The 19,782-nt window shown below is 44.4% G+C and carries 20 protein-coding genes; 13 read left to right on the top strand and 7 right to left on the bottom strand.

The window, feature by feature from the left end; translation table 11 throughout:
- Positions 1 to 140: 140 nt before the first annotated feature.
- From glyA to L1D50_RS01825, 10 genes are all read left to right on the top strand, one after another.
- The gene (gene glyA / locus L1D50_RS01780; protein ID WP_010372111.1) at positions 141 to 1,397 is read left to right on the top strand and encodes a serine hydroxymethyltransferase; all 1,257 of its coding nucleotides are present in this window, start codon (positions 141 to 143) and stop codon (positions 1,395 to 1,397) included.
- 85 nt (positions 1,398 to 1,482) lie between these two features.
- The gene (nrdR, locus tag L1D50_RS01785) at positions 1,483 to 1,932 is read left to right on the top strand and encodes a transcriptional regulator NrdR (protein ID WP_010372109.1); all 450 of its coding nucleotides are present in this window, start codon (positions 1,483 to 1,485) and stop codon (positions 1,930 to 1,932) included.
- On the top strand, positions 1,929 to 3,041 hold the full coding sequence (gene ribD, locus L1D50_RS01790) for a bifunctional diaminohydroxyphosphoribosylaminopyrimidine deaminase/5-amino-6-(5-phosphoribosylamino)uracil reductase RibD (RefSeq protein WP_239965389.1): 1,113 nt from the start codon (positions 1,929 to 1,931) through the stop codon (positions 3,039 to 3,041). The genes nrdR and ribD overlap by 4 nt, the downstream gene beginning before the upstream one ends.
- Position 3,042: 1 nt before the next feature.
- Positions 3,043 to 3,699: a riboflavin synthase gene (locus L1D50_RS01795; RefSeq protein ID WP_128728447.1), complete on the top strand. Its 657-nt coding sequence runs from the start codon at positions 3,043 to 3,045 to the stop codon at positions 3,697 to 3,699.
- A gap of 28 nt (positions 3,700 to 3,727) precedes the next feature.
- Positions 3,728 to 4,840: a bifunctional 3,4-dihydroxy-2-butanone-4-phosphate synthase/GTP cyclohydrolase II gene (gene ribBA, locus L1D50_RS01800; protein ID WP_128728446.1), complete on the top strand. Its 1,113-nt coding sequence runs from the start codon at positions 3,728 to 3,730 to the stop codon at positions 4,838 to 4,840.
- Between the two features lie 116 nt (positions 4,841 to 4,956).
- Entirely contained in the window at positions 4,957 to 5,421 is a 465-nt protein-coding gene (ribE, locus tag L1D50_RS01805; protein ID WP_010372096.1) for a 6,7-dimethyl-8-ribityllumazine synthase, read from the top strand.
- Positions 5,422 to 5,432: 11 nt separating this feature from the next.
- Positions 5,433 to 5,843 carry a transcription antitermination factor NusB gene (nusB, locus tag L1D50_RS01810; RefSeq protein WP_010372094.1) on the top strand — a complete coding sequence of 137 codons (411 nt, stop codon included), beginning with the start codon at positions 5,433 to 5,435 and terminating at the stop codon, positions 5,841 to 5,843.
- Positions 5,844 to 5,886: 43 nt separating this feature from the next.
- On the top strand, positions 5,887 to 6,849 hold the full coding sequence (gene thiL, locus L1D50_RS01815) for a thiamine-phosphate kinase (RefSeq protein ID WP_138521586.1): 963 nt from the start codon (positions 5,887 to 5,889) through the stop codon (positions 6,847 to 6,849).
- Positions 6,850 to 6,857: 8 nt separating this feature from the next.
- The gene (locus L1D50_RS01820) at positions 6,858 to 7,340 is read left to right on the top strand and encodes a phosphatidylglycerophosphatase A (RefSeq protein ID WP_239965390.1); all 483 of its coding nucleotides are present in this window, start codon (positions 6,858 to 6,860) and stop codon (positions 7,338 to 7,340) included.
- Between the two features lie 24 nt (positions 7,341 to 7,364).
- Positions 7,365 to 10,445, top strand: coding sequence for a ligand-binding sensor domain-containing diguanylate cyclase (locus tag L1D50_RS01825; RefSeq protein ID WP_239965392.1), 3,081 nt, complete (start codon positions 7,365 to 7,367; stop codon positions 10,443 to 10,445).
- 83 nt (positions 10,446 to 10,528) lie between these two features.
- On the opposite strand, the gene dxs is transcribed toward L1D50_RS01825, so the two are convergent.
- The 3 genes from dxs to xseB form a co-directional block, all read right to left on the bottom strand.
- On the bottom strand, positions 10,529 to 12,391 hold the full coding sequence (gene dxs, locus L1D50_RS01830; RefSeq protein WP_128728442.1) for a 1-deoxy-D-xylulose-5-phosphate synthase: 1,863 nt from the start codon (positions 12,389 to 12,391) through the stop codon (positions 10,529 to 10,531).
- 164 nt (positions 12,392 to 12,555) lie between these two features.
- The gene (gene ispA / locus L1D50_RS01835) at positions 12,556 to 13,455 is read right to left on the bottom strand and encodes a (2E,6E)-farnesyl diphosphate synthase (protein WP_128728441.1); all 900 of its coding nucleotides are present in this window, start codon (positions 13,453 to 13,455) and stop codon (positions 12,556 to 12,558) included.
- A complete protein-coding gene (gene xseB / locus L1D50_RS01840) occupies positions 13,455 to 13,694 on the bottom strand; it encodes an exodeoxyribonuclease VII small subunit (RefSeq protein WP_128728440.1) in 240 nt (79 codons plus the stop codon). The genes ispA and xseB overlap by 1 nt, the downstream gene beginning before the upstream one ends.
- 234 nt (positions 13,695 to 13,928) lie before the next feature.
- Between xseB and pomA the strand changes: the two genes are divergently transcribed.
- From pomA to L1D50_RS01855, 3 genes are all read left to right on the top strand, one after another.
- Positions 13,929 to 14,696 carry a flagellar motor protein PomA gene (gene pomA, locus L1D50_RS01845; RefSeq protein WP_010606140.1) on the top strand — a complete coding sequence of 256 codons (768 nt, stop codon included), beginning with the start codon at positions 13,929 to 13,931 and terminating at the stop codon, positions 14,694 to 14,696.
- A gap of 2 nt (positions 14,697 to 14,698) precedes the next feature.
- Complete coding sequence (locus L1D50_RS01850) at positions 14,699 to 15,628, top strand: flagellar motor protein MotB (protein ID WP_128728439.1); 930 nt, start codon at positions 14,699 to 14,701, stop codon at positions 15,626 to 15,628.
- Positions 15,629 to 15,850: 222 nt separating this feature from the next.
- On the top strand, positions 15,851 to 16,363 hold the full coding sequence (locus L1D50_RS01855) for a hypothetical protein (protein ID WP_138583033.1): 513 nt from the start codon (positions 15,851 to 15,853) through the stop codon (positions 16,361 to 16,363).
- A gap of 24 nt (positions 16,364 to 16,387) precedes the next feature.
- On the opposite strand, the gene L1D50_RS01860 is transcribed toward L1D50_RS01855, so the two are convergent.
- From L1D50_RS01860 to ybeD, 4 genes are all read right to left on the bottom strand, one after another.
- Positions 16,388 to 17,590, bottom strand: coding sequence for an aromatic amino acid transport family protein (locus L1D50_RS01860; protein WP_167815409.1), 1,203 nt, complete (start codon positions 17,588 to 17,590; stop codon positions 16,388 to 16,390).
- Between the two features lie 158 nt (positions 17,591 to 17,748).
- Positions 17,749 to 18,714, bottom strand: coding sequence for a lipoyl synthase (gene lipA / locus L1D50_RS01865; RefSeq protein WP_010372064.1), 966 nt, complete (start codon positions 18,712 to 18,714; stop codon positions 17,749 to 17,751).
- A complete protein-coding gene (lipB, locus tag L1D50_RS01870) occupies positions 18,711 to 19,364 on the bottom strand; it encodes a lipoyl(octanoyl) transferase LipB (protein WP_130163564.1) in 654 nt (217 codons plus the stop codon). The genes lipA and lipB overlap by 4 nt, the downstream gene beginning before the upstream one ends.
- A gap of 19 nt (positions 19,365 to 19,383) precedes the next feature.
- Complete coding sequence (ybeD, locus tag L1D50_RS01875; protein ID WP_095728297.1) at positions 19,384 to 19,662, bottom strand: DUF493 family protein YbeD; 279 nt, start codon at positions 19,660 to 19,662, stop codon at positions 19,384 to 19,386.
- Positions 19,663 to 19,782: the final 120 nt, after the last annotated feature.

Here is a 19,782-nt window from a genome sequence, read left to right on the forward strand (position 1 = left end):
AAAAAATATCATCGCGATAGGGGTGTGAAATAAATTCAATCCCTGCTTAAATATGCCCATGCTGATTTCATAGGCAAACTGGTTATCTTGTGATGCTAGATTGTCTTTAAAAATACCCTTACGTTTACCTAGGAGAAACCATGTTAGAACGTAACATGAATATTGCAGATTTTGACCCAGAACTATTTGCAGCGATTGAAGCAGAAACTTCACGTCAAGAAGAGCACATCGAGCTTATCGCTTCTGAGAACTACTGTAGCCCACGTGTACTTGAAGCGCAGGGTTCTCAGCTAACAAACAAGTATGCTGAAGGTTACCCAGGTAAGCGTTACTACGGCGGTTGTGAGCACGTTGACGTGGTTGAGCAACTTGCGATTGACCGCGCCAATGCGTTATTTGGTTCGACTTACGCAAACGTTCAGCCTCACGCTGGCTCACAAGCAAACGCGGCGGTATTCCAAGCGTTACTTCAGCCACATGACACTGTACTAGGTATGAGCCTTGCTCACGGTGGTCACTTAACGCACGGTTCACACGTAAACTTCTCTGGTAAAACGTACAATGCTATCCAGTACGGTCTAAACGAAGAAACTGGTGAAATCGATTACGCGCAAGTTGAAGCGTTAGCACTTGAGCACAAGCCAAAAATGATCATCGGCGGTTTCTCTGCATACTCAGGTATCGTTGACTGGGCTAAGTTCCGCGAAATCGCTGACAAAGTAGGCGCTTACCTACTTGTTGATATGGCGCACGTTGCAGGTCTTGTTGCCGCTGGTATCTACCCAAGCCCTGTGCCTCATGCACACGTTGTAACAACAACAACGCACAAAACGCTAGCGGGTCCTCGTGGTGGTCTTATCATCTCTGCTTGTGATGATGAAGAAATCTACAAAAAGCTAAACTCTGCGGTATTCCCAGGTGGCCAAGGTGGTCCTCTATGTCACGTTATCGCTGCAAAAGCGGTTGCGTTCAAAGAAGCACTACAACCAGAGTTCAAGTCATACCAAGAGCAAGTGGTTAAAAATGCACAAGCTATGGTTGCGGTACTTCAGGAGCGTGGTTATAAAGTGGTTTCTGGCAAAACTGAAAACCACCTGTTCCTACTTGACCTGATTGATAAAGACATCACAGGTAAAGATGCGGATGCAGCGCTTGGCCGTGCAAACATCACAGTAAACAAAAACTCTGTACCAAACGACCCACGCTCACCGTTCGTTACTTCTGGTCTGCGTATCGGTTCTCCTGCGATCACTCGCCGTGGCTTTAAAGAAGCTGAGTCGAAAGAGCTTGCTGGCTGGATCTGTGACGTACTAGACAACATCAACGATGAGTCTGTACAGGCACAAGTGAAAGAAAAAGTAAAAGCAATTTGCGCTAAATTACCTGTTTACGCATAATTTCGCTCACAAAAAAGCAGTTTTTTGTTATGATTAAGGCCGCATTCAAGCGGCCTTTTTTGTTTTTGAGTCAACGAGAGCGTCTATGCATTGTCCATTCTGTACAGCCAAAGATACCAAAGTGATAGATTCACGTTTGGTTGCTTCCGGCCACCAAGTCCGTCGCCGTCGTGAGTGCATTTTATGCCACGAACGCTTTACTACCTTCGAGGGCGCAGAGCTCTTAATGCCGCGCGTGATAAAGCAAGATGGTACTAGAGAGCCGTTCAATGAAGATAAGTTACTTAATGGCATGCACCGAGCGCTGGAAAAGCGTCCCGTTAGTACAGAGCAAATAGAAGAAGTAGTGCACCAAATTAAATCTCAAATTCGGGGTACTGGCGAACGTGAAGTACCAAGCGACATGATTGGCGAATGTATTATGGAAGCGCTCAAAAAGCTCGATAAAGTGGCTTATGTGCGATTTGCTTCGGTATATCGCTCTTTCGAAGATATTCGTGAGTTTGGTGAAGAAATTGCGAGGTTGGGGGATTGAGCCAGTTCACAGCGCAAGACCATGATTACATGAGCCGTGCTATCGCGCTTGCAAAGCGCGGTAAATACACCACAACACCCAATCCAAACGTCGGCTGTGTGATCGTAAAAGACGGTGAAATTGTCGGCGAAGGCGCGCACTTAAAAGCAGGTGAAGGCCATGCTGAAGTGCATGCGCTTAAGCAAGCTGGAGCTAAAGCCGCTGGTGCAACTGCCTATGTAACGCTTGAGCCATGTAGTCACTATGGTAGAACGCCGCCGTGTGCAAAAGGTTTGATTGACGCAGGCGTCAGCAGAGTGGTTGCAGCTATGGTTGATCCCAACCCACAGGTTGCAGGGCGTGGATTGGCAATGTTAGAAGCCGCGGGCATTACAACAGCCTATGGTTTGCTAGAGCTACAAGCTAGGGCACTAAATAATGGTTTTTTGAAACGAATGGAGTATGGAGTGCCGTTCGTGACCTGTAAACTTGCCGCTTCTGTTGATGGGAAAACCGCATTAAACAATGGCCAGAGTAAGTGGATAACCTCAGCTGCAGCGCGCTTAGACGTACAGCGCTACCGCGCGCAAAGTTGCGTGGTCTTGACCGGAGCCGATACGGTTATGGTAGACAACGCCAGACTCAATGTTCGTGAAGAATTTTTGCAAGACACCGATTATCCTCAATCTGAGCTACGCCAGCCGATACGTGCGATTATTGACTCACAAAATCGTCTGACACCAGATCTTGCGTTATTTACAATTGCATCTCCAGTGATTATTTTCCGCCGTACTATTGATAATTCAGTGCAATGGCCTCATTTCGTAGAGCAAATTGTCGTGCCTGAAATCAACGGTAAGCTCGACCTAAAAGCCGTGCTCAACAAGCTGGCTGAAAAGCACTGTAATTATGTTTGGCTTGAGGCCGGTGCCACCCTTGCGGGAGTAATGCATGAACAAGGGCTAATTGATGAATATATCATCTATTTGGCACCGAAAATAATTGGCGTTGGAAAAGGGCTGTTTAACACCACACCACTGAGTGCCATGTCGCAAATACCAGAGTTAGTGTTTGGCGACGTTTGCCAAGTGGGGCCTGATCTCAAACTTATCGCGACTAAAGAGAAGTAAAATGTTTACAGGTATTATCGAAGCAACAGGAACATTAACTCAATTGCAGCTCAAGGGCGGCGATTTAATTGTTCGTGTGACCACGACATCTCTTGATATGAGCGATGTAAACTTGGGTGATAGTATTGCCACGAACGGGGTTTGCCTGACCGTAACTGAGAAGTTTCATGATGGCTTCAAAGCCGATGTTTCTAACGAAACCTTAAGTTTGACGCGTTTTGCCGAGTACCAACAAGGCCAAAAGGTCAACCTTGAAAAGGCATTGCAGCCGATTTCACGCCTTGGCGGTCATTTGGTGTCTGGCCATGTGGATGGCATCGCTGAAGTGGTAGAGATAACCGCTAATGCCAGAGCGACCGACTATTGGTTGACTGCGCCATCATCGCTAATGAAGTATATTCCGTATAAAGGTTCAGTTGCCATTGATGGCATCAGTTTGACGGTCAATGCCGTGGAACAAAATCGCTTTAAATTGACCATAGTGCCACACACGGCTCAAGAAACGACGATTGCAGGTTTTCAAGTCGGGTCAAAACTAAACCTAGAGGTTGACCAAATCGCCCGCTACCTCGAAAGACTAATTCAGGGTGAGCCAAGCGCTGCCAGCGAGTCCACTCTCACAACCAGTCTATTGGCGAAAGCTGGCTTTATAAAGTAGCCACAGACAAAGTAAAAATGGGAAAACTATGAGTTTAAATAGTGCTGAGGAAATCATCGCGGACATTAAAGCCGGTAAAATGGTTATTTTGATGGACGATGAAGACCGAGAAAATGAAGGTGATCTGATCATTGCAGCAGAGCACATTACACCAGATGCAATTAATTTCATGGCAACATATGGTCGCGGGTTAATCTGTTTGACCATGACACAGGAGCGCTGTGAGCAGCTGAACTTGCCACTAATGGTGAAAACCAATGGCGCTCAGTTCTCTACCAACTTTACTTTGTCTATTGAAGCCGCGAAAGGCGTAACGACGGGAATTTCAGCGGCAGATCGCGCTCGTACAGTGCAAGCTGCAGTTGCCAAAGGTGCAGTACCTGATGATATTGTACAACCTGGTCATATCTTCCCAATCATGGCGCAACCAGGCGGCGTTTTAACGCGTGCAGGTCATACTGAAGCTGGATGTGATTTAGCGCGTTTGGCGGGATTGGAGCCTGCATCTGTGATTGTTGAAATTCTAAATCCAGATGGCACTATGGCACGTCGCCCACAACTAGAAGTATTCGCAAAAGAGCACGATATTAAAATCGGCACCATTGCTGATTTGATTGAATATCGTAACTTAAACGAAACCACCATCGAAAAGGTAGCAGAGTGTAAACTTCCTACCGAGTTTGGTGAGTTTAACCTGGTGACGTACAAAGACACCATTGATAATCAACTGCACTATGCGATGGTGAAGGGCGAGATCAAATCGGAAGAAGCCAATTTAGTCCGTGTGCATTTGCAAAGCACGTTTAACGACATTCTTCATTCAGATCGTAGTGCGGATAGAAGCTGGACACTGCAAAGTGCCATGAAGCACATCGCCGACAACGAAGGCGTATTAGTCATTCTTGGTAAACAAGAACGCAGCGAAGAAATGGAAGCGCTGGTTAAGGCATTTGCTGCGGAAGATGCGGGTGAACAGGTGAACTACCGTAAATTCCAAGGTACTTCGCGCACCGTAGGTGTGGGGTCGCAAATTTTGGCTGATTTAGGCATTCAGAAAATGCGCCTAATGAGTCTACCTAAAAAATATCATGCACTGTCTGGTTTCCACTTAGAAGTGGTTGAATACGTCGAACCAAAATAATCCCAAAATGCTAAATTGATCGCAATCGCCTATATTCAGATAGTAGGCGATTGCCATATTACTGTGCTATCATGCGCCTCAATTTGGCAATTGCTCATACAGATTAGGAACATCTAATGAAAGTAATCGAAGGTAATAAATACGCTCCTGGCAAAAAATTTGCCATTGTCATTTCACGTTTTAACGATTTTATCGGTAGCAGCCTACTTGAAGGCGCTGTAGATGAATTAAAACGTACCGGTGGTGTTAGCGATGAAGACATCACGGTTGTATATGTACCGGGAGCGGTTGAACTACCACTGGCAGCAAAACGCGTTGCGATGAAAAAAGAGCACGATGCGATTATTGCGCTAGGCGTGATTATTCGTGGTGGTACGCCACACTTCGATTTAGTTGCTAACGAGTCTAACAAAGGCTTAGCTAGCGTTTCATTAGATTATGACATCCCTGTTGCTTTTGGTGTACTTACTACTGAAAGCATTGAGCAAGCTATCGAGCGCGCGGGCACTAAAATGGGCAACAAAGGGGGAGAAGCCGCCCTTGGAGCTCTAGAAATGGTGAACGTGCTAGAGCAAATTTAAGAGGAATCTCAGTGAAACCAGCAGCTAGACGCAAAGCACGTGTACTTGCTTTACAAGCTATTTATTCTTGGCAGCTAAGTGGTAACCCAATTGCCGATATCGAACAGCAAATGCTGATCGAAAACGACGTAACGAAAGTCGATGTAGAATACTTCAAAGACTTAGCACGTGGTGTTGTTGTTAACCAAAAGCAGCTAGACGAAGCAATTCGTCCGCATTTAGCTCGTCCACTCGAAGAATTGGATATGGTTGAGCTTGCCGTATTACGTGTTAGTGCTTATGAGCTTAAATTCCGTGAAGATGTGCCATACAAAGTGGCTATCAATGAAGGCATTGAGTTGGCAAAAATGTTTGGCGCTGAAGAGAGTCACAAGTTCGTCAATGGTGTACTAGACAAAGCGGTTAAGTTTATTCGCAAATAAGCTTTACTATAGGAATAGCCGGCCTTGGCCGGCTTTTTTGTGTATGAAAGAATTTGAGCTAATCAATCACTATTTTAAAGGCCGTGGCATTATTCGCCGAGATGTAGAACTTGGAATAGGTGATGACTGTGCCTTGGTTTCAGTTCCTGCTGGCAGTCAACTTGCAGTAACAACCGATACGCTAGTTGCGGGTGTGCACTTTTTTGAAGATATTCCACCGCGGGCGCTTGGCCATCGTGTTATTGCGGTAAATCTTAGCGACTTAGCAGCAATGGGCGCTGAACCTACTTGGGTGTCGCTTGGTTTAACGTTACCCAGCGCTGACATAGAGTGGCTAGAAGCCTTTACTGAGGGGATGCATGAAATCGCTGAGTACTATAACGTACAGGTGATAGGTGGCGATACAACGCAAGGTCCATTGACCATCACAGTGTGTGCAAAAGGTATTATACCAACCGGTAAAGCGCTCAAGCGTTCAGGAGCACGAGTAGGTGATTGGATTTATGTGACTGGCCCACTTGGTGATGCAGGACTTGCAATCGAAGCGCGCAAGCAAGGTTGGACACTTGAGCCAAAACACGGCAAAGCGGCTCTGGAAAAGTTTCATTACCCAGCGCCACGTGTTGCTGCGGGTCAAGTTCTTAGGGGTCTTGCCACCTCTGCAATTGATATCTCAGATGGTCTACTTGCGGATCTTAAGCACATTTTACGTAGCTCTTTAGTGGGGGCTAAGATAAATGCGGATAAAGTTCCACAGTCAGATGCACTGCGTTCAAGCCTTGATGAAGACGCACGCATGCGATTGGCGCTCGGTTTTGGTGATGACTATGAATTGCTCTTCACTGTCAATGATAATAACAAAAATGCCGTGGAAACTAGGTTAAAGCAATATGGCGTTGAACCTGTTTGTATTGGTCAAATAACGGCTAATAATGGTGAGGTTCAATTACTCAACAAAGGCCAACCTTACCAGCTCACCGGGCTTGGTTTTGAGCATTTTAGCTAGGAGTAGGTTTGGCTAAACAACGTGTATTTAATTTAAAGAAGCCGCATCAATTTTTTGCGCTCGGGTTTGGTTTAGGATTAGCAAGGAAAGCGCCAGGTACATTTGGTACTTTAGCTGGATTACCATTTATCTTTGCAACTCAAGGTGAAGCGATTTGGCTGCAATGTCTAATTGCTATTGCCATGACGTTATTTGGGATCTGGGTGTGTGGTAAAACAGCGGACGATGTTAATGTTCATGACCACCCCGCGATTGTTTGGGATGAAGTGGCTGGCTTTTATATCACCATGATAGGGGCTGCACTGAGTTGGCAGTCACTAATCGTTGGGTTTATTTTGTTCCGTTTTTTCGATATTTTGAAACCGGGTCCGATAAAGTGGCTCGATAAGCGCTTGCACGGTGGCTCTGGGATTATGCTAGATGATGTATTAGCCGGCATTTTTTCATTGATTTGCGTGCAAGCTTTGTTTAAAACTGGCATTTTAGTCTAATTGTACTGATGTGATGGAATCGAGATGACAAGGCTATTGTTTTTCATTTTCACTTTGCTGCTACCAATGACGAGTGTAGCGGCGATAGATGATTACGTGGTTAAACAGTGGAATATCCAAAGTGGTTTACCATCACAAAGCGTCAAGAGTGTCGTTCAAGACAATCAAGGCTATATTTGGCTCGGAACTCAGTTTGGTTTAAGCCGTTTTGATGGTCATCAATTCCAAAACTTCAATACGCAAAATACCGAGTTTTTGAATAGCAACGCTATCAATAAATTGGTGGTGGATCAATTCGGTATGCTCTGGGTTGGCACACGTCGAGGACTGTTAAGACTTAACCCACAAACCTTAGAGGCTAGGCGCTTCGACATACAGGGCCCTGTCAGAGATATACTACAAGATGAAGATGGCGGGATCTGGATTGCTGCAAATGGTCTGTATTATGTTTCTGCGAAAAAGCTGACGTTAGCTGCAAATAATATCGAACAAAGTACGTTAGATGTTACCCAAATCAATCAAATAGTGGGCTCAGTGACTAAAATGGCGCTGGTTCCCGATGGCATTTGGTTAGTAAATGAACGTCACTTACTTAAAATTAGCGAATCGAGCAATCGTAATGGAGATGGAGTTAGACTTGAGTTAGCGAGCAAGGTCTCACTACCTGAGCAGTTAGCGCAAACCATTATTCATGACCTAGCTTGGGTTGATGGTAAGCTGTTTTTAGCATCAGAGCTGGGGGCTTATTTTCTAGATATTGATGAAGTATTACGCCGCTATCAAGAAGTGGGTAATAACGCTGTGTATAAATTTCTCAACGATAAAGACGGTGGGCTGTGGGTCTCTACTTATGGGCGACTACTTTATCGACAGAATAATGGCGTTTGGCAAGCGGTAGAGCCGATACAACTTGATCAAAGTATCTGGTTTGCTGATATCTTTATGGACAAAGACAATAATATTTGGCTTGCTAGTTTAAACGAAGGACTTTGGCTTGCGCATTCGGGGAAGGTCGAGCGTCATCATATTGGTTTGAAGACTAATCAAGCCATTTCGGCAATCACACAAGGGCCCGGTGGTCAGCTCTGGGTTGCAAGCCGAGAAGGGCTTGGGATCATTGAGCCGAACGACAATTATCAACCAATACTGACGAGTGCTCAATTGAACCGCTCAGTAATACATGACCTTGAGTTTATCGGCGAAAAACTTATCCTCGGTACCGATCGCGGTGCACTTATCTATGAAAATGGTTCACTGCAAAAATTAAATGAAAGAGAACTTAGGCAAAACCCTGTCTTTTCACTTAGCCCATCAAATCGCGGGGGAATGTGGTTTGGTACGGGAAGGGGGTTATACCGATTAGATTATAAAGGTATAACACCATTTGCCTATAATGCCTTCCTTGGCAGCCAATTCGTTACTTTTATTCAGGACTTTCCGAGGTATGGCTTTATCGGCACGAATAAAGGTGCATATCGCTATAATGAAAAAGGTATTGAAAAAATTGGTGCGCAAACCTCGTTGGACACCGCTTACATCACCAGTATTTTGCATTTAGATACAGTGACTACTTTAGTTGGCTCCCTCAATGATGGATTATTCTATCGCACCTCCGATGGTGACTGGTACCAACTTGATGCCTCAAATGGCCTACCTTATGGCTCAATTTTTTCGTTGCATTTTGATAAGAGCAATCAGCTAGTTTGGGTAAGTACGATGAAAGGGGTATATCGCATGCCCGTTGCACAATTTGGCGATGTGATAGAGAGTTTACAAGTTGAGCAAGTGATCAGCCCATTTGACCGGCAGCTTGATGGCAGACCGAGCCAGTGTTGCTCGGGTCTTGGCCATGATGCTGTAGTGGAAACTGAGTCCGCTATTTTTTACCCCAGCTTACAAGGCGTGGTAGAGATCCCCAAAAACGTCCTGCTGTTTGGTGGTGGAGATCTAATGCCTCGATTAGAATCACTCTCTACCCATGACAGAGTATTTAGTACTGAGTCCTTAAATCAAGTTATTCAGCTTAATACTTCAGAGCGTGACTTAACCATTAATTATACTGCAATCGACTTTTACGCGCCGCATAGTATTGAATTTAGATACAAGCTAAAAGGGCACGATACGCAATGGCGTGATGCTCAGTCTCGGCGTGAGGCGATTTATACTAATCTACCACCAGGTAACTTTACCTTTATGTTAGAAGTTAAGCGCCAAGGGCAAGATTGGGAGCAGGCGAAGGTGCTTGACTTATCCATCACATTACCGCGCCGTTTCGATGAGACGATTTATTTTAGATTATTTATCACCTGTGCATTTATCTTTATGTTCTATCTGATTTTTTGGGTATTCAGAGCACAAGAAAGAAGAAAACAAGCTGCACTTGAGGCATTAATCGCAGAGCGTACGACAGAGCTCAGGAAAGCTAACGAGAAGCTGAACCAGGTCAATACTCAGCTTAAACTTGTGAGTCACTCAGATGAATTAACGGGGTTACGTAGTCGTCGCTTTCTATTTGATCAGTTACCAAAAGACGTTGAGCATTATCAGCGCAATGCACAGTCATTGCAGGCTCAAAATAAGAGTTTGGTATTGATGATCATGAATATTGATGATTTCAGTAAAATTAATGACTCTTATGGTCCAATTGGCGGTGATAGTTGTTTGCAGCAATTGGCTACGCTATTAAACACACGCACTCAAGGGTCAGACTATGTGGTTCGCTGGAGTGGTGATGAATTCTTATTGCTATTGCGCGATTTTAGCCGAGACTATATCGAAGAATACGTTAGCGACTTGTGTAAAGCGATTGCTGAAACCGATTATCTCTTACCTAACGGCAAAACTACCAAGCTCACAGTGTCAATGGGCTGGTCTTACTATCCGCTACCACTGTTGGGCGGTAAGGTTATTGGCTGGGAGTCTTCGGTGAATCTTGCTGATATTGCCTTGCATCAAGTTAAGCAACGTGGCGGTGATGGCGCGGCTACTATCATTTTTGATGAACAGTTAGATGCGTTTGAGTTTGAGCAAAGTGCGAACATAGAGTCTCAGTTGCAACTATTGCAGGGCAATGGGCTTGCAGACGTTAGGGTGTGGATGAGGTAAGTCTTTAAAACTGCCAATATATCCGATAGTTTGTAGAGAATAAAAAAGGCTTTCAACTGAAAGCCTTTTTTGCAACTTTAAATTTATTTAAGCCAAGCTTTAATTTGTTGGCTTATTCCTTCACTACTTAAACCAAGCTCTGCGTGGATCTCAGCTTGTGAGCCGTGTTTAATAAATTCATCAGGCAAACCTAGTAATTTAATCGGCTTAACGTGCCCTTGAGTCGATAAATACTCACACACAGCAGAGCCTGCACCACCTGCAATGGCATTGTCTTCAAGTGTAACGAAGCGCTCATGAGTTACCACTAGCTCTTCGAGAAGAGCCGTGTCTAAAGGTTTTACAAAGCGCATATCCACAAGTGTCGCATTTAGCTCGTCGGCAACGGTTTGAGCATTTTCAAGCAATGTACCAAAGCTTAAAATTGCAAGCTTTTCACCCTCTCTTACAATTTTGCCTTTGCCAATTTCTAACTCAGCCATGTCTGTACTAATGTCTGCGCTTCCAGCACTGCCTCTAGGGTATCTTACCGCTGCTGGCCTATCTAGGCGATGACCTGTGTAGAGCATTTGACGACACTCATTGAGATCGCTTGGTGCCATGATCACCATATTAGGGATACAGCGCAAGAAACTTAAGTCATATGCGCCCTGGTGTGTTTCACCATCCGCACCAACGACACCTGCACGGTCAATAGCAAACAACACCGGTAGGTTTTGTAGCGCGACATCATGAATGAGTTGGTCGTATGCGCGTTGTAAGAAACTAGAGTAGATTGCAACCACTGGGTTGAGGTCTTCACATGCAAAACCCGCGGCCAGTGTTACAGCATGTTGTTCAGCAATGGCAACGTCGAAATACTGAGTAGGGTACTCTTTTGAAAAGCGCACCATACCTGAGCCTTCACGCATTGCTGGTGTGATTGCCATCAACTTATTATCTTGCGCTGCCATATCACAAAGCCAATCTCCAAACACCTTTGAAAAGGTCGGTGCGCTGGGTTTTGATTTGGGTAAGCTGTGCACGCTTGGATCGAACTTAGGCACTGCATGATAACCAATAGGATCTGCTTCTGCTGGTTTATAGCCTTTTCCTTTTTGGGTTTTAACATGTAATAGTTGAGGGCCTTTCAGATTTCGCATATTGCGCAGTGTATCAACCAAGGTATCTACGTTATGCCCGTCAATTGGTCCAATGTAATTAAAACCTAATTCCTCAAAGAAAGTGCCCGGAATTATCATCCCCTTTAAATGCTCTTCCATACGGCCTGCAAGCTCCTTGACCGGAGGCACGCCAGACAGCAATTTTTTGCTGCCTTCTCGAATGTTGGTGTAAAAGCTGCCGGAAAGGATCTTGGCGAAATGGTTGGTGAGTGCACCAACGTTTTCCGAAATAGACATTTCGTTGTCGTTTAGGATAACCAGCATATCTGGATTGATGTCGCCTGCGTGATTCATTGCTTCAAACGCCATACCTGCGGTCATCGCACCATCACCAATAACAGCGACGGTTTTACGTCCAATTCCCTCTTTTTCGGCTGCGATAGCCATACCAAGTGCTGCTGATATCGATGTACTTGAATGGCCAACGCTAAACGTATCGTATTCGCTTTCTTCTCTGTAAGGGAAAGGGTGCAAGCCATCCTTTTGACGGATAGTATGCATTTTATCTCTTCTACCTGTCAGTAACTTGTGCGGGTAGGCTTGATGACCAACATCCCAAACGAGTCTATCGCTTGGTGTGTTATACACATAATGCAAAGCCACGGTAAGTTCTACAGTACCTAAGCCGGAGGCAAAATGACCGCTACTTTGAGAGACTGAGTTCAGCAAATACTCGCGAAGCTCATCACTGAAGGCGGTTAACTTGTGCTGGGGTAATTGACGGAGTTGACTTGGCTCGTCAATTAACGCGAGTAATGGATACTTGCTACTATCAAGTTTCATGGTATTTATCAGAGTCCTAAGTGAATCTCAGCGCAATTCCTCACGTGGTTCACTTCATAATTATTAAAATTCTTCACTAACTGGTCATGATATTATGTTAGCCAGCGTTTACAAAGTACTTGTGAATATTTTCTTAGCTTGGCGTAGTTATTTTATACGTCAGCTTAATATTCTCGATCTATGATGTATTTTGCTAAATCTGCAAGTATTTCCGTGTTGCCATCGATAACTTTGAGTGCATCTAGTGCTTCATCAATCAATTGTTCCGCTTTCTCTTTTGCTTGTGCGAGACCAAGGAGCGCTGGATAGGTAGACTTGTTGTGTTCCAAGTCAGAACCTTGTGGTTTGCCAAGCACAGAAGTATCGCCTTCTACATCTAGGATGTCATCTCTGACTTGGAATGCAAGGCCGATTGCACGCCCGTATATATGCATTGCTTCACGCGCTTGCTTGGTAACTTGTTCAGGGTTACCGCACAAAATCCCCAACTCTACTGCGCAACTTAAGAGAGCACCAGTTTTTAGCTTATGAATACGCTCAAGTTCAGTAATTGTAATAGACCGATCTGTGGCTGCAATATCCAGCGCTTGACCTCCAACCATCCCCGCTAGACCTGATGCTTTGGCTAGTGCGGAAATCATTTTGATTTGTGCATGATGGCTCACTGTGAATTGCTGATCACTTAATAGTTCAAAAGCCAGCGTTTGCAGAGCGTCACCAGCCAAAATAGCGGTCGCCTCGTCAAATTGAATGTGACAAGTTGGGCGGCCGCGCCTAAGCTCATCATCATCCATAGCTGGTAAATCATCGTGCACTAAAGAATAGCTATGCACACACTCTATTGCGGCGGCGGCCTTGTCTAAGTCTTCTGGAGCAGCACCAAATAATTCACCAGTGCAATATACCAAAAATGGTCGCAGACGTTTGCCACCGTTTTCGATGCTATAACGGGTAGCTGCTTTTATATTTTCTTCGGTATCAAGCGCATTATCAAAATAGTGTAAAACGGTGTTCTCTACACGGGTTTTAGCATGCTGCAGTTTTTCTTTTAATTTTGCTGACATTAGGCTTCGTTATCAAATGGCTGTAATTGTGCTTGCTCACCTTCGCCCATTAAAATAGCGACCTGCTGCTCAGCTTGCTGAAGTTTTTGATTTGATGCTTTTGCAAGCTTAATCCCGCGCTCAAATTGTTTAAGTGCTTGATCTAAAGGCAAGCTACCATTTTCCATGTCCGCAACGATTTGCTCCAGTTCTTGCATAGCTTCTTCAAAGCTCAAGTTATCTGGTTTTTTTACTGCCATATATCACACCGACCCGTAAAGTAAAAGTGTGGCAATTTTAGGGGGATTGGACGTCAAGGTCAAAAAAACCAGTGACTTTTTGATCTGTCCGAGTATCGGCATTACAAGATCTGCTATAAACTCGCATTTTAAACTCTTTTTAATATAATAGTGTTAAGTTGTAGAAAAACTTGCCGATAACTCAAACAACAATAACTGCGTGATTTATCACAAATAACTTCCCCCGGAGGACATGTGGATTTAGCAACGGTAATAGGGATCCTGGGTGCCATAGGTTTGATTGTAATGTCAATGGTATTGAGTAGTGATGGCCAGATCGCTATGTTCTATAACACGCCTTCCGTCGTTATCGTATTTGGTGGTTCAATTTTTATCGTGTTGTCCAATTTTACGCTTGGGCAGTTTTTCGGTATTGGTAAGGTGGCCGGGAAGGCCTTCATGTTTAAGATTGAAACCCCTGAAGAGCTGATTGAAAAAGCAGTTGAGCTAGCAGATTCTGCGCGTAAAGGTGGTTTTTTAGCGTTAGAAGAAGCTGAAATCCCCAACCAATTTATGCGTAAAGGCGTCGATATGCTAGTCGATGGTCATGATGCTGATGTTGTGCGTGCTACATTGCAAAAAGATATTGCCTTGACGTCTTCAAGGCATGAATTAGGCGCAGGTTTATTCAAGTCCCTAGCGGATATTGCGCCTGCGATGGGGATGATTGGGACACTTATCGGCCTAGTGGCGATGTTGTCTAACATGGATGATCCAAAAGCAATTGGACCTGCTATGGCCGTTGCGCTTTTAACAACTTTGTATGGTGCGTTTTTAGCTAACGTGGTTGCGATCCCTATTCAGGTAAAACTTGAACTCCGTAAAGATGAAGAAGAACGAAATCAGCGACTTATCTTGGATGCTATATTAGGTATACAAGATGGCCAAAACCCGAAGGTTATTGAAGGTATCTTGAAGAACTATTTGCCTGAGTCTAAACGTGGTGCTGAGGCTGAGGAATAATCATGTCAGATGAGAACGAATGTAAATGTCCCCCTCCAGGTCTTCCGGCTTGGATGGGAACCTTTGCCGATCTGATGTCATTGTTAATGTGCTTCTTCGTACTACTGTTGGCTTTTTCTGAAATGGATGTGCTGAAGTTTAAGCAAATCGCCGGTTCGATGAAGTTTGCTTTTGGCGTACAAAATAAAATTGAAGTAAAGGATATCCCAAAAGGTACCAGCGTTATCGCGATGGAGTTTACTCCAGGAAAGCCAGAGCCGACACCGATTGAAACTATTCAACAGCAAACGGTAGAGATGACGCAGCAGATGCTCGAGTTTCAGGCTGGTGATGAATCTTCTGCGGGTGGTCGGCAAGAACAGCGTGGCAACAAGCGTGGTGGTGAATCAGCCAGTACTGCGCAGGAAATGGCGTCAACGCAAGCAATTGCATCAGCGGATCAAGAACAAGTTAATGAACTTGTGAAAAAGATTGCGCAGCAGCTAGAAAAGCAAATTATGGATGGTGCAATTGAGCTTGAATCGCTAGGGCAACAAATCATTATACGCATTCAGGAGAATGGCTCTTTCCCAGCAGGTAGTGCATTTTTGCAGCCTAAATTTGAGCCTGTGGTTGAAGAAATTGCAGAGTTACTAAAAGATGTTCCTGGTGAAATCACTGTGTCGGGTCACACCGACGATTTTAGAGTGACGAACGAGCTTTATTCGAATAACTGGGATTTATCGGCAACTCGAGCTGTGGCCGTCGCAACTGTGATGGAGCGAGTTCGTGGTTTTGATAAGAACAGAATGGTCGTGGTTGGACACGCAGATACCAGACCGCTTGTTCCCAATGAGAGCAACGCTGATAGACGACGTAATAGGCGTGTCGAAATCTCTATCTTACAGGGTAAAGCGAAAGAATCTGAGCCTATTGAAGTAAGACAAAATTGATTACAGTTTGTTGCCAAATTACAGGGAATTCGCTATTGTTTCCGACGGTTCTACTTAAAGGAGAAATAGAATGATTTCGATAAAAAAACCTCAAAATTTTAGACTACCGGGCGGTAATGGTGAGGGTGGTGATGAAGAGGCAGAAAAAAAGCCGTCTTAACTGATTATAATAATCACTTGACCCATTAAAAATCATCATAACTAATAGTTAGAAGAGTAAATATGTTAGAGGCTTGGGAGTCGGTTAGGCTTTTTTATATCCAATACAGCATTCCACTTTCGCTGATTGCAGTGGTTGCCTGTTTGGTTCTAAGAGATATAAAAGCTGCTCGTTATGCGATTTTGATTGCTTTGTTTTACATTATTGGCTCTTTTACTGGTGATTTTATAAGAGCGATAGACAGTGGTTTAGTTTATCGCTATATATTTTGGGCATTTAACGACATTATTTTTATGGCAATAATTGCTGTTTGGGCTGTAAAAGACAAGGTCTATATGTGGCAGAGTGTGATCGCTCAACTTATTATTATTCCTGCACCGCTCTTACAAATGTTCCGCTTAGTCGACAGGCACTTAATGGAACTTAGTTATTCGTCATACCTCTATGTCACAATTATTCCAATTGTTAACTTTGCCACTTTGTGTTTGGCGTTTGTGCCAGTAGTAGCTTATTTTCAACTGAAACATAAACGATTACAAGCTGATTCACTAGAGAGTGTTGAAGTAGGCAGTTGATAGCCTACTTTTACATGATTTGTATTACCCTAAACTCGGAATAAGGCCAGCCATTTGCATCAGCTGGGAAGCAATGATCATTACACCGAAAGCGGCTGCAAGCCCTAATCCAAGCGTACCACCTTTAACCTGATATCCATCATTGCCTCTAGCTTTTCTCTGTTTCCATACCATAGCAACTGGCAGAAAAACCGCCAATACCACCAATGCAATCGCCGCATATCCCAGTGCCATGATAAAACCTTTGGGATAAAAAAGGGCAAACCCTAGCGGTGGTAAAAAGGTAATGAACGCCGTTTTTATACGGTCTTTCTTGGTATCTTGCTTTTTAAAGGTATCAGCAAAAAAGTCGAATAAACCAAGGCTTACACCCAAGAACGAAGTCGCGAGAGCAAGATCTGCAAATATAGTCACAAATAATTGTACGTTGTCGTTGTGTGCGATAGACGAAATACTAGTGACAAAACCCGGCAGTCCCTCACTTGCCATTAGGCTCTCTTGACCCATAACACCTTGGCTGAGCAATTGCCAGAACACATAGATGATAAGCGGGAGGGCAGCACCAAACATCATTACTTTACGTAGTTGGCGGATATCTACACCCACATACTTAACGATTGATGGGATTGAGCCATGAAAACCAAAGGAAGTAAAAATTACCGGAATTGCTGCAATTACCAGCCCTTGTTCTACCGGCATATCGATGAGGTGCTGGCCGTGAACATAAGGTGTTAAAATAAAGAACAAACTCGCGAGCACAATAACTTTAATAGTAAATAATAACTGATTGAGCTTATCAACTGTACTTGTGCCTAATGTCACTATGGTCGCTATGATAACAGCAAGCAGTACAGAGCCCAGTTGAGGGGTTATGCCATCACCTAACATGCCGACAAGTTTGGTTTGAAGCTGTGCGCCGCCACCTGCGATATAAGCTGCACATAAGGCATAGAACAAAAAGACCATTGAAAAGTTAGCGACATACTGCCCCGTTTTACCAAGTAAGTTTTTTGCTAGTGTATTTAATGTTGCGTCTTGATCTGCGTATTGATGTACTTCCAGCATAAGCAATGCAGTATAGGTCATTAATAACCATGTGATTGCTAATAATGCGATAGCGGTAGAAAAGCCGAGTCCTGCTGATGCAATAGGGAGGGCGAGCATACCCGCGCCAATTGTAGTACCTGCTACAATCAGCATGCTGCCCAAAGTTTTATTCTTAAGCACGTTTTGCCCCTGATTATTATTATCTGGTGAGGCAAGATATAACGAATAGCTCGGAATTGAAACCGTTTTGCTGTTAATGGCTGTTGGACGGGGAATTACGGATACAAAAAAGCCGTATAGGAATACGGCTTTCAAAACAGTGAATATAATGGCACTGTTTATTTTACTTCTTTACCCGCGGCTTGCTGATCTGCATGGTAGCTAGAGCGCACAAATGGTCCGCAAGCGGCGTGGCTAAAGCCTATCTCGTCGGCATATTCTTTTAGCCCATCAAACTCAACTGGTGGCACGTAGCGTTTGACTGGTAAGTGGTGCTTTGAAGGTTGTAGGTACTGGCCTACGGTAAGCATATCTACGTTATGCTCGCGCAAGTCTCTTAAGACCTCTTCAATTTCTGAGATTTCTTCGCCTAGTCCAACCATCAAGCCAGATTTAGTTCTCACTTCTGGGTGCATTTCTTTAAAGCGGCGTAGCAATTCAAGTGACCACTTATAATCGGCACCCGGACGCGCTAGTTTGTAGAGCCTGGGTGCTGTTTCAAGGTTATGGTTGAATACATCCGGTGGGGTTTCGCTTAAGATTTCAAGCGCTCTATCCATACGACCACGGAAATCAGGTACGAGAATTTCGATTGTAATACCTGGATTGTGCTTACGGATCTCGCGAATACAGTCGGCAAAGTGTTGTGCACCACCGTCGCGCAAGTCATCACGGTCAACAGAGGTAATAACAACGTAGCTTAACTTCATGTCTTTAATCGTAAGCGCAAGCTTTTCCGGCTCTTGTGCATCAGGTTTTAGTGGACGACCATGGGCCACATCACAGAATGGACAGCGGCGAGTACAAATTGCACCTAAAATCATAAAGGTTGCTGTACCGTGATTAAAGCACTCAGACAGGTTAGGGCAAGATGCTTCTTCACAAACAGAGTGTAAACCGTGCTTACGCATTGCTTGTTTAATGCCATCGATACGTTCACTTGATTTTGGCAAACGGATCTTTAACCACTCAGGCTTTCTCAGCATTTCTTCGCGTTCTGTTGGCATGACTTTAACTGGGATCAATGCCATTTTTTCTGCATCGCGGAGCTTTACCCCTGGCTCCATTTTGACTGGTTTACTCATACGTTTTCAAACCCTTCAGTGTATTCGACATGCTCAGCATTAATGCGTTTTAGCATGTGTTTTACCAGACCAGCCCCCGCATCAGCGACGGTTTGAGGTCCATTAATTTCGCTACTTTGCACCATATTCATGCCCGCATAACCACAAGGGTTTATTCGTAAAAATGGGTTAAGGTCCATATTAACGTTGAGTGCGAGACCATGAAACGAGCAGCCTCGGCGGACTCTAAGTCCAAGAGATGCTATCTTGCTATCATTTACATAAACGCCCGGCGCATCGGCTTTAGCGTAAGCTTCTATCCCATATTCTTTTAGGGAGTCGATTATACTTTCTTCTAGCCAAGTGACGAGTTCACGTACCCCTATTTTCAATCGTCGTAAGTTGAGCAATACATAAAGCATTTGTTGCCCTGGACCGTGATAGGTAACTTGACCACCGCGGTCCACTTTTACGACAGGAATATCACCGGGCGCCAAGACATGCTCTTCTTTACCAGCTTGACCTTGTGTAAAAACAGGCTCATGTTCCACCAGCCAGATTTCATCCGCTGTGGTGTCATCACGCTCATCGGTAAAAGATTGCATTTTGTGCCAAATTGGCTCGTAACTACAAAGGCCGAGTTGGCGCACAATTAACTTACGAGATTCCATAATTAGGGGTCCTTACCAACTACAGGATGTAACGGACGTCTTCGATGCCACCGATCTCGGTATAAATCTGCTCGATATGCTCTTTGCTGGTTACGGTAACGACAAGAGATACGGCTTCATAGGTGCCTTTGCTGCTTGGTTTAACCTTTGGTGCATAATCACCCGGTGCAATAACCTGCAGTTTAGTTAGGATCTGATCCGTCAAATCGACATTTGCAAGGCCCATAATCTTGAATGTAAATGGGCAAGGAAATTCTAAGTATTCATCAAACTTAGTATTTTTAACTGGTTTTACCACGACGGTATCCTCACAACGAACTACTTGCTGACGCCTTTGTTTGGCCACTAAGATGCTCTTTCAAGCCTGGAGCTGCCAAGGTCGTCATTTATTGGCCGCATTCTATCATTTTTGGCGCAA

The organism is Pseudoalteromonas sp. Isolate6 (assembly GCF_022398435.1).
Classification (GTDB): Bacteria; Pseudomonadota; Gammaproteobacteria; order Enterobacterales; family Alteromonadaceae; genus Pseudoalteromonas; species Pseudoalteromonas galatheae.

What these genes read in the sequence shown, in the direction of transcription:
- glyA (WP_010372111.1), top strand. Translation starts at nt 141, where the DNA reads ATGTTAGAACGTAACATGAATATTGCAGATTTTGACCCAGAACTATTT.
- nrdR (WP_010372109.1), top strand. Translation starts at nt 1,483, where the DNA reads ATGCATTGTCCATTCTGTACAGCCAAAGATACCAAAGTGATAGATTCA.
- L1D50_RS01795 (WP_128728447.1), top strand. Translation starts at nt 3,043, where the DNA reads ATGTTTACAGGTATTATCGAAGCAACAGGAACATTAACTCAATTGCAG.
- ribBA (WP_128728446.1), top strand. Translation starts at nt 3,728, where the DNA reads ATGAGTTTAAATAGTGCTGAGGAAATCATCGCGGACATTAAAGCCGGT.
- ribE (WP_010372096.1), top strand. Translation starts at nt 4,957, where the DNA reads ATGAAAGTAATCGAAGGTAATAAATACGCTCCTGGCAAAAAATTTGCC.
- thiL (WP_138521586.1), top strand. Translation starts at nt 5,887, where the DNA reads ATGAAAGAATTTGAGCTAATCAATCACTATTTTAAAGGCCGTGGCATT.
- L1D50_RS01825 (WP_239965392.1), top strand. Translation starts at nt 7,365, where the DNA reads ATGACAAGGCTATTGTTTTTCATTTTCACTTTGCTGCTACCAATGACG.
- dxs (WP_128728442.1), bottom strand. Translation starts at nt 12,391, where the DNA reads ATGAAACTTGATAGTAGCAAGTATCCATTACTCGCGTTAATTGACGAG.
- ispA (WP_128728441.1), bottom strand. Translation starts at nt 13,455, where the DNA reads ATGTCAGCAAAATTAAAAGAAAAACTGCAGCATGCTAAAACCCGTGTA.
- xseB (WP_128728440.1), bottom strand. Translation starts at nt 13,694, where the DNA reads ATGGCAGTAAAAAAACCAGATAACTTGAGCTTTGAAGAAGCTATGCAA.
- L1D50_RS01850 (WP_128728439.1), top strand. Translation starts at nt 14,699, where the DNA reads ATGTCAGATGAGAACGAATGTAAATGTCCCCCTCCAGGTCTTCCGGCT.
- L1D50_RS01855 (WP_138583033.1), top strand. Translation starts at nt 15,851, where the DNA reads ATGTTAGAGGCTTGGGAGTCGGTTAGGCTTTTTTATATCCAATACAGC.
- lipA (WP_010372064.1), bottom strand. Translation starts at nt 18,714, where the DNA reads ATGAGTAAACCAGTCAAAATGGAGCCAGGGGTAAAGCTCCGCGATGCA.
- lipB (WP_130163564.1), bottom strand. Translation starts at nt 19,364, where the DNA reads ATGGAATCTCGTAAGTTAATTGTGCGCCAACTCGGCCTTTGTAGTTAC.